The following is a 12057-nucleotide window of genomic DNA, read 5'->3' as shown; positions in this document are numbered from 1 at the left end:
GGTAGCTAGTTCGTATTCCCCGACCTCTTTGTAAAAGCGGGTTATAGAGGTGGTAATGACGCAGATCTCAGATTCCCTTCGCCTGTTAATCGAGTCGCAGGTCGAAGCTGATGGCGATCGGTACGTTGTAAGCTTCCCAAAAGAGGTCGTCGAGAACAGTTCGCTTTCAGCTCACGAAATCTATCGAATTGCGCTTCTTCCCTCCGCCGTAGATACCTCCCAGCCAGAACCCGGCCATGGTGTCTCTCGCAACGACCCGACCGACGAACAATCAACGTCTCCGTCAGACACGCAGTCACCTAAGCCTCCGGTCGAGGAAGGCGAGGTTCGCTCAGTCACGATCGATACGCTTGGAGACCAAGGCGACGGCCTCGCGAAGGTCGAACGTGGCTTCATCGTTATCGTCCCGGGGACCCAACCCGGCGAACAGGTCGAGGTCGAAATTACGGCCGTGAATCAGACGGTCGCTTTTGCCGAGCCAATTTCTGGAAGCCGTACTAACTGATTTTCACACAGCCCTATGTAGCTGAATACCGCTCCCGTATGCGCATTCACTAGTCGTGTTCATTGTGAATCTTCATTGGGCATGTTCATTATCTACATTCATTAAGTACATTCATAGATTGTATTCATTACTCTTGTTCTTGAAGACCATTGTTACACACTACTAAATACATTCATGAATGTCATACTTGGTTTGTTGTGCTACATGCGTCTGACGAACATTCAAGATGAATACCAGCAATGAACATCATATGTTAGCGTACTCGACTTACAGTGAGGCAGGTGGCGTTGGAAAAACCACCACTGCTGCAAATCTCGCCGTCGCCCACGCACGAGCCGGTCTCAAACCGCTTGTCGTCCCCCTTGACCCGCAGGATGGCGACCTCTCTCGACTTTTCGGTGTCGATACGGATCGTACGGAGCCGGTCGACAACCTCGTCCGGCACATGATTCGTCGCCCGAAGGGCGATTTCGACGATCTCATCCGAACGGTCGAAGGCGTCGATATTATTCCGGAGCACAACATGCTCTCGGACCTTGCGGAGTATCTCCAACGAGAGAAAGAGCAGGCAGAAGCAATGGGCGAGGCCTTCGGTATGCACGCCCAGCTGCTCCGGGTCCTCCGTGAAGCCGGCGTGCCCGACGAATACGACGTCCTCATCTGTGATCCGCCCGCGACCGAAGGCCCCCATCTCTACAACGCCATCCACGCGACTCGGTCGTTGGTCATCCCTGTCGAGCCGAGTGCAAAAGGTCGCGCTGCCGTCGAAGGGTTAGAATCACTCGTCGCCGGACTCGAAGACCAATTGGACGTAGAGGTCGGCGTTCTTGCCGCTGTGCCGATTGGGTTCAAGAACACCCGTGACCAGCGAACGATTCTCGACGAGATCGACTACCCCATCCCAGAGATTATCGGCGAGCGAGCTTCAATGATGGAAGGCGCATGGATGCAACAGTGTTCGGCGTTCAAATACGTGCGGGACCACCGTGACCGTCGCCGGGACTACGAACTCGAGACACTCGCACAGTTCGACCGCATTGCGCGACACCTCGAAGCGGAAGTCGGTATCGAAGCGCCAAATCCACCGGAACCCGGTGACCTCGACCACGAGGTGCTATCGGCATGACGGGCATGAAGGAAGGCGCCGGCGAGGACCCGTTTGCCGAAGAGACGACGACGGATGATCCAGAGCCAGTGGAGGCAGACGACGACGCGCAGGCGACCGCTGACGCGCCAAGTGAGCAGTCGAGTACCGAGACGGCGGAGAGTCAACAGCAGTCGATGACCATTCCGTACAAGTTCCGTCGAGATGGGGTCCAGGACGGCCGGGACCGCGTGCCGCTGTTTTTGCTGCCGGAGACGAAGCGGGCGGAGCGGGATGCATTGCGGGAGCTAGAGGAACGCTTCGATGCAGATGTCTCGCTCACCGATCTTCGAGAAGCGTTGGTTCGGGCCGGGCTTGAGCATCTCGACGACGTCGAAGGTGAACTCGAGGAGTGGGGCTACGGGATGACATTCGACGAGCCCTGAGACAGGTTTTGATAAATTTACGTTGGTACTCACAGAGATCAGCGCCTCCATTTATTTTACACGGATGCGATGCTATGCTAACATGCATCACCAATTCCGAATTGGAAAACAATACCGGGATACCGGAAGCTTCCGCAACTCGGACGACCAGTTCCTTCGGTGGATTCGCGGCCCTCTTGATAGCGGCATCAAAAACACAGGCGGGATTCGGGCGCTTGGTGCAGATCGGTCCGATACACCCGCCGCACTTGTCCTCGTTTCGAACGATGTCGGCGTCTCTCAGCACGACGATCCGTGGGAGGATACACTTGCAGTAAACGCAGGGTACGTCAGCTACTGGGGTGATGCGAAAGCCACCAATCCGTACGATGAATCAGTGAAAAATCAAAAAATCAAAGCTGCCTTCGACCGGGCCGCAGCGGGACAGCGCGAGGACGTGCCGCCAGTACTTGTTTTTCGGAAACCTGAATCGGGGGTCGTCGAATTTTGCGGTTTGTGTGTCCCAGATCATTTTGAGTCCCGTTCGTACCAAGACGGTTCTGGGACCCGAGTCCCGAACTACCTCTTCCATTTCTCGATTCTCAACACGCAATCGATTCCCGTCTCGTGGCTCCACGACCGCACGACAATGAACGACGATGGCCGTGCTCCGGACGTTTGGACACGCTGGGTCGAAACGGGGGAGATTGCCCAGTGGCCGACTGGCGAACCACTCGATCATTCTGGACGAGTTCGGCGCTACGAAACAACTGAAACAGTCGTGAGCGACGGCTTCCGGAAAGAAACGTTTGAGCGATACGGCCACGCCTGCAGCATGACTGGAATTGGTGAGGATAAGCTCCTTGATCTCGTCCACATCCTCCCACGAAGCCAACATCCAGAACTCGCAGAGCATCCTGAGAACGTTCTCGTGCTGAATTCGTTACATCACCGAGCGTTCGACGCTGCGTTGTTCACCATCGATAGCGACTACCGAATCCGAACAAGCCCCTCATTCAATCCCGGCCATCCATTCCTTCGCGACTCCATCCTTGCTCGTCAGGGAGAACAGCTCGACTTTCCCGCAGAGGTGCAGGTCCGTCCATCGTTTCTTGAGGACCTAAATGCTGGTCTCTCGTGGTTGTGACATCCCTGTTGTACGATAAGTATTCTGACGTCGCAACCGTCCGATTCTAACAATTGAATACAACGGCGAACTTCACGACATCTCCACAAGTCGGTCAGCCAAGTCGTCAAGTTCGCTCGTCTCATCAATAGCAGCAAGCCACCGATCAGGCAGCTCTGACGCACCGAACCGGGCGCCAGCGACGGCCCCTGCAATCGCACCAATTGTATCGGTGTCCCCGCCCCGGTTGACGGCAGTCACAATCGCCTCCTCCGCGCTCTCCGCGTTGAATCCGTCGTGCAGCGCTGTCTGCAGCGAGTGAATGACATACCCCGACGTAGACAACTCATCAAGTTCCTCGCCATCAGCAAGCGGCTCTAGAGCCGTTAGCAGTTCGTCCGGAGCGTCCAAACGAACAGTCTTCAACGCTGTTCCAAGTGGTCCGTCGTCGTCCCGAAGAAGGCCAGCAATCGTGAGATTCAGCACGGCACAGCCGTAGGTACACCGTTCGTCGGCGTGGGTGATGAATGACGACGCACGGCTCGTCTGGACAAGGTGGTCTCTATCGTCGCGATAGGCGAGTGCAAGTGGCGGACAGCGCATCACGCTTCCGTTGCCTGCGTTGGCACCCTCCGGGCTTTCCTTCCAGACGTCTTGACCCGCTTCGTCCCACAGTTTGTCTTGTTTGAGCGCTCGAATTGAGCGGCGAGTCATGTTTCCGATATCGAATGGGTTCGAGTCGTACCACGCGACGAATCGGTCAGCAATGTCTTCGGGGTCGAATTCACCGCACTCGACGAGGCTTCGCGCGATACACAGTACCTGTTCGGTGTCGTCGGTAATCGTTCCCGCCGGTTGATTCCACGTCCCGTGCCCGGCCATTTCATCGAGGCGGCCGTACTCTGCCGTGATTTCCGAGGCAGTATTAAACTCAACTGGCCGTCCGAGTGCATCCCCACAGGCAAGCCCCAACAGGACTCCACGAGCTTGATTCAGCTCCATGCTTGCCTGAACGACTACGTCTGAGAAAAATGTGGGTGGGCGTTTCTCCTTTGATCTCGTTTCCTCCAGAAATCAAGCTGATTGACCAAAGGATCTTATCGTTTGGTTAGAACAATGCACATACTGGATGCCCACCCTCAATAAGCGCGAAAATCCGTCAGCAAAAATCCACCCACGGCAGACGGACTATTTTATCAAAGCGAAGCCCCCTGAGGTCGGGTTTATCACATACCAAATCGACAAGCGAGCGGTTGAGTTTCTCACTGAAAGCTGTGGCTACAGTGATGGTGACCAGCTCCCTTGGGCAGTTGTTCATCCGCTACGCCAAATTCGCGATCTCTACACCCTCGATGAGGGACACCCACGCAAAGCGGATCCGGATGAGGATATTCAGAGGGAGATCGATGTCCCATCAGTTGCCGACCTCGAGATAGACCACCTCGTCGGGTATCTCGCTAGCCATCCGGACGTCATCGGAAATATTGAGAATTTCAGAACGCGACTTGAAAAGCAAGACACGTCGTTCGTAGCAGAGTTACGACGTGATGGATACACGCCCGTCGAGACACCCGGGTTCGACTCTACCGCAAACGAGAACTTAGACCGGATTGCACAGCAGTATTTCGGTGACGATACAGGAGGCTACATCACGTGGGATGGAGAGTACGTCTCGGAGTATATCGAAGTGACTGATAGAGCAGGCGACACACACCAATTTCCGAAGATTAACGAGCGGCTTCCGGAAGGAGAGCTCTATCGGTTGAGTCACGATCTCTACACGCGGTGGGGCCAACAAATCGGCGAATCAGATGTCATCTCTCGACGATACGAGCCAGATGAGTCGGGGTTCCCCAACCACTGGATAGGACAGCGAGAAGGGTCACCAGAACCCTCGTTAGAACAGGCTGATTCCCCACGAGCCTTCTACTATCGGACTATCGCAGGCCGAGGCGGGTATGCACCTGGAACTGAAGCCAAGGAAGCATTCGAAGCCACCTGCGAGTACTCGCTTGAAGTGTACAAGGCAAACTTTCCCACGGCCGTTGACCCGAATGACCTCACAACGGAGTACGTTACTGTTGAAGAGGCGAGCCAACCATGGCACGATTTTCAGGTCCCACCAGGGTGGATTGGGAAGTACGCGGACAATGATGGAGTGCCACCGTTGAAACGGACGGAATCATCGTCCCTTTCGGCCCAGCAGAGAGCGGTCTTAGATCGGCACTCTCCCAGCGGAGAAGGCTTCCAATGGTTTGCCTCCCGAGAGGAAGGCGTCGAATTCCTGAAAGACGAGTTCTACGCAGGTGTCTTGATTGCGGCCGATCAAATCGATCTGGATGTTGTCGGGTTTGCTCGTGGTGGAGCAGCACAGCCAACTTTTGAGCTGGACTTTGGAGAGTTGAGGGCAACCGCCGTAATCGAAGAAACACACTGCCGTTTTCAGTTTGAATCACCGAAGGGTGCTGAAATCACATTCAGCAATGATGGTCAGCTCCCCTCTGATGTTACCGTTCAAGCGCGCTCGGTGTCCGCCGCTGCTGACATCTCAACGTCGGTCAAACAGAACTTAACGGCAATAACCGAGTTTGCTAAGACGGTCCTTGATGCGGCGGCGTAATGGCCGATTCTGCATCGGTAGTTGGTTCTGTTACTCTCTAGGTTTTGCACCTGTACGGAAATTCTCTCGATACTCAGCCACCGCTTGGTACACCTCCATCCGTTCTTCCTTTGTCAGGCGTCCATGAATTCAGCAAGTGAGTGGGGGTGGCCACCCGAATTCTTAAGTCAATATCGCAATAATCATTATCCTAAGTATGACCTTCTACGACCGGGAGGAAGAACTCGATACACTCACCGCTGCGGTGGAGTCCCCCGGTTCGGACTTTGTTGTCGTCTATGGCCGGCGTCGGGTCGGGAAAACGGAACTCCTCAAAGAATTCTGTGCTGACCGTCCCCACATTTACTTTCTTGCCGCCCAGGAAGCCGAGCATCGACAGCGCGAGAAGTTCCTCGACCAAGTTGCGGACTACTTCGACGAGCGCGTCCCTCGAATCGACAGTTGGGACGAAGCGTTCGAATACCTCGGGGAGAACCTCCAGCGGGAGGACCTTGTCGTCGTCATCGACGAGTTCCCGTATCTCGTCGAAGAGAACGACTCGCTTCCATCGTACATACAAGCGTTCGTTGACCAGGCGCTCGATGGAACGGACTCGATGCTGGTGCTCTGTGGTTCGAGCGTGAGCACGATGGAATCAGAGATCTTGGGCCACGAGAGCCCACTGTACGGGCGACGAACGGCCCAACTCGACGTAACGCCATTTTCTTTTCAACAGGCACGAGAGGTTATCATATACAACATTACGGACGCGATTCGCTCGTATGCCGTCACAGGTGGTACCCCGATGTACCTCACGCTGTTCGACTACGACCAGTCGCTCGCAGCGAATATTCGATCACACGTCCTATCACCGTCTGCGGTGCTGTATAACGAACCCGAGTTCCTCCTGCGCACCGAGCTCCGAAACCCAGCCCGGTACATGAGCATCCTCGAAGCGGTCGCACTGGGCCATACGACACCGAACGAGATCTCCGGCGCAACGGGGATCGATTCGGGACCGCTCTCGAAGTACCTACAGACACTTCGCCGACTCCGCCTCATCGAACGCGATGTCCCAGTCACGGCCTCGGGGAAGAAATCGAAGCGGTCACGCTACCGGGTTGCGGACGAGTTCCTTCGGTTCTGGTTTCGGTATGTCGAGCCGCATCGATCCAGTATCGAGGAAGCACCGGGAATCGTGTACGACGGGACGATCCAGCCGGACCTCCCAACGCACGTTGCAGCCACGTTCGAAGATGTGTGCCAAGAAGCCGTCTGGGAAGGGATTCGACGCGGCACATTCGACCCGTACTCAGAAGTCGGTCGCTGGTGGTACGGAGAAGAAGAGATCGATATCGTCGGGCTGGCACCGACCGATGACCGAATCCTCCTCGCCGAATGTAAGTGGACGACGGATCCAGTTGGGGAAGACCTCGTCGAGAGTCTGCGAGCAAAGGCGGAGAACGTCCGATGGGGATCGTCGGATCGAGACGAGCGGTTTGCCCTATTCTCGAAAAACGGGTTCGTCGACGGGCTCGAAGCACAACTCGACGACTCCTGGTCGCTGTTCAGCGTAGCGGACATCGACGACATACTCACGCCGTCCTGAGTGCTTCGACACCAATCATTCATCAGGATAGTTCCCCTCCCCGGTTGCGACTTAAATGTGATGCGCATATACAGTACGTATGCGGAGGAGAAAGCCGCCACCGGAGCAAATCCGCCAACTCATTTGTTTGGCGTGACAGCCGCACTGATGCAAAACCACCCGAAGACGGTTCAACAAGAATGACAGCACGAACCATGGCGACGACCGCGAGAACAGCTATCGACGCCGACACGCAGGAGACAACTAGCAACCGCCAGACACACGAGGTCGATTCATGACGGAGGTTATCGTTCAGTGGGACGAAGAGTCTCGGCTCCGGTTCAGTTCCTGCGAGGAAGGCGGCTTTCGCCGCGTTGAGGAAGAGCGAGAACCCTGTCGGTGGCGTCCGAGAGGGACCGAACTGGTCGACGACCTCACGATTCAGATCAATAACCCACCGGAGGCGAACTGATTCAGAAGGGGCGGTGATGGCCTGAATTCGATGGGTGAGTAGAGCCGACTCACTAACGTTTTCGAACAAATTATTAACCAACAATATCGGAAGTTGGCGCAGTAGTGTTGGTTAATCAGTTCTCACCAGGTGTGCAACCGGCTCTGCTGGGGTACTGATTGTGCGCACGGACCAGACTTGACTGAGGTGTGGACGCTCCTCACCAAGCCTCAATCCGTACCGAACAGCTCCCGGGTAAAACGCTAAGTAGGATTCGAGGACAGGGAATGCCTCCTCGAGCAGTCGTTTCAGTCAGTCGCCGAGAGACTGCGAGTCCACGCTTTCGGTTTGTGCGTGATTGATGAGGTCCAGAAGTGCAGAAACACGCATTGCTACCGCGCCAAGGTCCGCACTTGGCTCTTCGGCTTGGTCGATACGGAGAGCCCGAGCACGGTCGACGGCGACATCGACTGTCGCCCGACTTAATCCCGTAATCTCAGCGATTTTCGTATGGGCCATCCCGTGGGCCGACATCCGCCGGATGACCTCGTCTCGTCCGGCACGCTTGGCTTGTTTCGGCTTCTCCGGCAGCCCGATAGTAATCTCCTGATTACTCGCTGATTCAAGCAGCTCCCATTGCTCGTTCTTCGTCGGCGCGATTAACTGCTCTCCGCTCAGTTTCCAACACTGGCGGCGGACGTGCTGTTTCGAACAGCCGACTTGCTCAGCAATGACGCCTGTCGGAACAGGTCCCTCATCTTCGATGATTGAGAGGATTTCACTATCGGTCTCGTTTGGCGAGCTCCGAGGCTCCAGCGGCGTCCGCGTCTCACTGGCGGCCTCATCAGACGAGTCCTCGTCTGCAGGACTTTCGGCTTCGACAGCACGGTCGGACGGCGTGTTACCGTGATGTCGCTGGTGGCACTGTCGACACACGAGCATGAGGTTGCTCGGCTGGTCTGTTCCGCCCTCTGATTTCGGGACACGATGATGAATTTCGAGATCAACGTCCCCATCAGCGTTGTTCGTTCCACAGAGTTCACATTCGTTGCCCCGGTCTTGCCGCAGGAACTCCCGGACGCTTGGCGTCAACGACGGTGTTCGATCCACATCGTCGTTTTCTGGGGTGTCTGTGTCATCGGGTTCGGACTCCGGTTCGGGAGGCGTTGTTCCGCCATCTGTGAGCAAGTGGTCATGGTCAAGTGCAGTACTGGCGGTATCGGGAGAGCTTCTGTCGATAGATCGGTTGTCGGGAATGAGGTGTGCGACCTTGGTTGTACTAGCTGGGCTGACGGCGGTGAATTCTGGTTCCAGTAGGACGGACCACGAGGTCTGCATTGCTTGATCCTGACACTGGCCGATCCGCCCCGAGACGAGAAGCTCTCTTGTTTCCTCCTGAGTACCGATAGCTGGGTGTGTGTGCGAAAGACACGACACTCGTGCTACACAGAAGGATGTGTCCCCTGGTCGTCGTAGGAGAGAAACAGTAAGTTCTGAGCCCGCCTGAAGCGACTGGTCGCAGACCCCGCAGGTACGAGAGCTATCCCCGAGACGAGGGATACGAAGCTGTACTAAATCACTATGCAACCGCTCGTCGTCAAGTTCTTGATGGCTGAGTGTTGATTCGGTCATGGGTTCTTCCACGTTGGTTAGTGAGAACCTGGCCTGGGTGTTCCAGCACCCGGGATTCTGTGATTATCCCCCAAGGGACCATGTTCTCAACCATTAGTCGGCTGTCTAATGGTATAAACCTTTGGCCCTTTGTCCAATGGATGGTTCCCCAGCAGTCATTTGTGAGATGCCTCTAATAGGGTCTATATGGGTAGCAGGGACCGTGACGAGGAAAGTGGGAAATTTACCGAAACTTATCCTCCGAGAGATTTTCTTAACGCCCTCGAAGAACTCAATTCTGCAGGGACGAGTGAAATCGCTGAAAGTGTAGGTTGTGATCGCCGGACTGCATACCTAAAGTTGCAATCTCTTGAAGAAGAGGGGAAAGTCCAAAGCCGAAAGGTTGGAAATGCACTTCTGTGGAAATTGCCCGAGTGAACAAGTAATTTCGGCGGTAGCATAGTTACAGAGTTCTGTGACCCCACTCAACAGCCTTTGTGCGACGAACAAGCGTCTGACTAAGGATTATACGTTTTACCCTCGTATGTTGCTACGTCAGTCAGCTAGGCCGGTCAATGACTCCAGACAACCCCTCTCTTGGACGGTGTCCAGACTGCGACGAGGCCATCCCCTCGGCATACCTTCTAATCGAATACGAAAAACATGGAAATCGGAACAGTGTCGAACGTGTCTTTCGAGATATAAAGCGGCGAACTACCAATTTGTTTTAGCAATGCCGAAGCAGACACCGCCAACGATTAGCTTCAATCTTTGCCTTCTCATGGAATCAGCTTATCTGAACACTACGCTTGGAAGTAGTTCACAACCAGAATATTCCGGGTGCGCTAGCGGGATATCGAGAAGAATTAATCGACGAAGATTCTCGTTGGGATGGGTATCGTAGTGAAATCTGATTAGACTCGAGTAGAGTTACAAGCAGTCACTCATCACAACCACAGGAAATCCCTTTGCTAAGGGGATGCCCAATTACAGTGCTGAACGCCACTCGGCGAAACCAAGCTTTTACTACTCGGTGAGCTCAACCATCTCATCCTGAGCCATTCGAGGTGGGATGTCAAGATCGAACGCTTCGAATAGGTTTGCTGGAATGATTACTCGACCTGATTGGTACTGTCCATACCACCTCAGTAATGACAAGAGGTCAGGCGGGTATGACAACAAAGTCGGCATCGTCACTGACTCAACGTATGTGGCTTGTTCAACGGTTTCGAATGGGGGATTCTGCGCTAGTAGACAATCTCGAATAGCACGGAGAAATAAGCGAGGCGTTTGGGTTTGGACTCCATCCTGTTTCAGCTTTGAATAGAGACGACGAACAAAGGCGGGGCTAAACGGATACAATCCATCGAAACAGGCGGTAGGAATCTCTCTGTCGAATTCGATATCAGAAGCAAATCGAATGCTACGCATGTACTTCTTGCTGAAGGGCACTACCGTTTCTTCGGTGAAAAAATACGGCTGCCCTTCCGTTGATAGACGAAGATACCCTTCTGCTTTGTTTTTTTATATATGCATAGTAGCCATCAGTATGTGGCCCTACATGGTGATTATACCAACTGGGAGACCAGCCAACCACAATATCATAATGGCCTTTCTGGGGCTGAATAGCGTAATTTAGGAATTGCTCTTGTAGCACTCCTAGAGTTGGCAGGTCATCACAGAGTATCACTGGTCGGTATCCTTTCTCAACGTATGCTTCGGAGATACTAGCTAGCTTTTCGGAGACAGACTCAACTCCCAATATACCCGTGAGATGTTCCTTGATTGCAGATCGAAGATGGTCTAAACGGCTCCAGTCTGGGTCATTATTGAACGCCTCGGTCGTGAGCAGCTGGTACTCATCACGACTAACTAACTCTAGGTGAGTATCTACATCGTTCTCGTACTTGGCCTGATATTCGCGGAGATTATTTGCTAAGATATCTTGAAGATCAACTCGCTCCTGCCGAGACTCCGTAAGTGATTGAACTTCTGCCTCAGAAAATTCTCTAAGATTATCCCCAAATACTCGTATATTTGCTACTAACGCCTTGGCGGCCTTCTCAGAATCCAACTCAACAATATTGATTACCTGATTATCAATCTCGACGTATTCAGTCAGTATATCAAAGAAGTCCTCAGAATGGTCTCTCTGCGAATGATGGAGCGCAATATAGCTGTCTACCTGACCACTCTCTAGTTCGCGACCAAGTTGGTGTGAAAGCCATGTGCAGAGTTGGGTTTTCCCACATCCGCTTGCTCCTTCAATGATGAAGAGTCGATTGTCGTTGGTTAGTTTAGATGAGGTGATTGACTCCAGAATATTTTCTTGGGTGAGGAACTCATCATACCGGACAGGAGATCTAATATAGTTAGCGTAGACTCTATCGATTGGATAATGAGTATCGTGAAAGATGTTTTTTGACTGTTGAGAGGGGAGAAAATTGATGTGCCGGTCAACAGTGTTCTGATCCCAATCTCGTGACATCGGCGACATAGTTAGATATTACTGGACCTCGGGAACCGTATAGCTAGGGACACAGAACAGTTACCGCTCGCGGTTGCACGCGGAGATACACTGTTCTCCGTAGCTTCTTCGAGTACTTGGGAGGTACTCGCACAGGCCATCCTCGAGAACACGTTGATGTGACTCTTGAACGATCAGAGG

The 12057-nt window shown here is 53.8% G+C and carries 11 protein-coding genes and 1 pseudogene; 9 read left to right on the top strand and 3 right to left on the bottom strand.

Going from position 1 to position 12057, the window contains the following annotated elements; all coding sequences use genetic code 11:
• Window positions 1–55 precede the first annotated feature (55 nt).
• The 4 genes from GJ631_RS01745 (at window position 56) to GJ631_RS01730 (ending at window position 3161) form a co-directional block, all read left to right on the top strand.
• Window positions 56–505, top strand: a complete 450-nt coding sequence (locus tag GJ631_RS01745; RefSeq protein ID WP_156707501.1) for a TRAM domain-containing protein — start codon at window positions 56–58, stop codon at window positions 503–505.
• Between the two features lie 250 nt (window positions 506–755).
• Complete coding sequence (locus GJ631_RS01740; protein WP_156707500.1) at window positions 756–1631, top strand: ParA family protein; 876 nt, start codon at window positions 756–758, stop codon at window positions 1629–1631.
• A complete protein-coding gene (locus GJ631_RS01735) occupies window positions 1628–2035 on the top strand; it encodes a hypothetical protein (RefSeq protein WP_156707499.1) in 408 nt (135 codons plus the stop codon). Before GJ631_RS01740 ends, GJ631_RS01735 begins: the two co-directional genes overlap by 4 nt.
• 82 nt (window positions 2036–2117) lie before the next feature.
• Window positions 2118–3161 (top strand): HNH endonuclease, encoded by a 1044-nt coding sequence (locus tag GJ631_RS01730; RefSeq protein WP_156707498.1) that lies wholly within the window; start codon window positions 2118–2120, stop codon window positions 3159–3161.
• 72 nt (window positions 3162–3233) lie between these two features.
• On the opposite strand, the gene GJ631_RS01725 is transcribed toward GJ631_RS01730, so the two are convergent.
• Window positions 3234–4142 (bottom strand): ADP-ribosylglycohydrolase family protein, encoded by a 909-nt coding sequence (locus GJ631_RS01725; protein ID WP_156707497.1) that lies wholly within the window; start codon window positions 4140–4142, stop codon window positions 3234–3236.
• A 127-nt stretch (window positions 4143–4269) separates the two neighbouring features.
• On the opposite strand from GJ631_RS01725, the gene GJ631_RS01720 reads away from it, so the two are divergent.
• From GJ631_RS01720 to GJ631_RS01710, 3 genes are all read left to right on the top strand, one after another.
• Window positions 4270–5760, top strand: a complete 1491-nt coding sequence (locus GJ631_RS01720) for a hypothetical protein (protein ID WP_156707496.1) — start codon at window positions 4270–4272, stop codon at window positions 5758–5760.
• Between the two features lie 196 nt (window positions 5761–5956).
• Window positions 5957–7348, top strand: a complete 1392-nt coding sequence (locus GJ631_RS01715; RefSeq protein WP_156707495.1) for an ATP-binding protein — start codon at window positions 5957–5959, stop codon at window positions 7346–7348.
• Between the two features lie 274 nt (window positions 7349–7622).
• On the top strand, window positions 7623–7799 hold the full coding sequence (locus tag GJ631_RS01710) for a hypothetical protein (RefSeq protein ID WP_156707494.1): 177 nt from the start codon (window positions 7623–7625) through the stop codon (window positions 7797–7799).
• Between the two features lie 291 nt (window positions 7800–8090).
• On the opposite strand, the gene GJ631_RS01705 is transcribed toward GJ631_RS01710, so the two are convergent.
• Window positions 8091–8888: an HNH endonuclease gene (locus GJ631_RS01705; protein ID WP_197424711.1), complete on the bottom strand. Its 798-nt coding sequence runs from the start codon at window positions 8886–8888 to the stop codon at window positions 8091–8093.
• A 708-nt stretch (window positions 8889–9596) separates the two neighbouring features.
• Between GJ631_RS01705 and GJ631_RS01700 the strand changes: the two genes are divergently transcribed.
• Window positions 9597–9827, top strand: coding sequence for a transcriptional regulator (locus GJ631_RS01700; RefSeq protein WP_156707493.1), 231 nt, complete (start codon window positions 9597–9599; stop codon window positions 9825–9827).
• A 215-nt stretch (window positions 9828–10042) separates the two neighbouring features.
• A pseudogene (locus tag GJ631_RS01695) lies at window positions 10043–10189 on the top strand (IS6 family transposase); the annotation flags it as partial.
• Window positions 10190–10812: 623 nt separating this feature from the next.
• Here the strand turns inward: GJ631_RS01695 and GJ631_RS01690 are convergent.
• Window positions 10813–11877 carry a hypothetical protein gene (locus GJ631_RS01690; protein WP_156707492.1) on the bottom strand — a complete coding sequence of 355 codons (1065 nt, stop codon included), beginning with the start codon at window positions 11875–11877 and terminating at the stop codon, window positions 10813–10815.
• Between the last annotated feature and the right edge of the window lie 180 nt (window positions 11878–12057).

It is taken from the genome of Natronomonas sp. CBA1123 (assembly GCF_009741925.1).
Taxonomy (GTDB): Archaea; Halobacteriota; Halobacteria; order Halobacteriales; family Haloarculaceae; genus Natronomonas.
The sequence above is the reverse complement of the archived record's forward strand: the minus strand, read 5'-3'. Positions and strand labels throughout refer to the sequence as shown.

What these genes read in the sequence shown, in the direction of transcription:
- GJ631_RS01710 (WP_156707494.1), top strand. Translation starts at nt 7,623, where the DNA reads ATGACGGAGGTTATCGTTCAGTGGGACGAAGAGTCTCGGCTCCGGTTC.
- GJ631_RS01740 (WP_156707500.1), top strand. Translation starts at nt 756, where the DNA reads ATGTTAGCGTACTCGACTTACAGTGAGGCAGGTGGCGTTGGAAAAACC.
- GJ631_RS01700 (WP_156707493.1), top strand. Translation starts at nt 9,597, where the DNA reads ATGGGTAGCAGGGACCGTGACGAGGAAAGTGGGAAATTTACCGAAACT.
- GJ631_RS01730 (WP_156707498.1), top strand. Translation starts at nt 2,118, where the DNA reads ATGCATCACCAATTCCGAATTGGAAAACAATACCGGGATACCGGAAGC.
- GJ631_RS01715 (WP_156707495.1), top strand. Translation starts at nt 5,957, where the DNA reads ATGACCTTCTACGACCGGGAGGAAGAACTCGATACACTCACCGCTGCG.
- GJ631_RS01690 (WP_156707492.1), bottom strand. Translation starts at nt 11,877, where the DNA reads ATGTCACGAGATTGGGATCAGAACACTGTTGACCGGCACATCAATTTT.
- GJ631_RS01720 (WP_156707496.1), top strand. Translation starts at nt 4,270, where the DNA reads ATGCCCACCCTCAATAAGCGCGAAAATCCGTCAGCAAAAATCCACCCA.
- GJ631_RS01725 (WP_156707497.1), bottom strand. Translation starts at nt 4,142, where the DNA reads ATGGAGCTGAATCAAGCTCGTGGAGTCCTGTTGGGGCTTGCCTGTGGG.
- GJ631_RS01735 (WP_156707499.1), top strand. Translation starts at nt 1,628, where the DNA reads ATGACGGGCATGAAGGAAGGCGCCGGCGAGGACCCGTTTGCCGAAGAG.
- GJ631_RS01745 (WP_156707501.1), top strand. Translation starts at nt 56, where the DNA reads ATGACGCAGATCTCAGATTCCCTTCGCCTGTTAATCGAGTCGCAGGTC.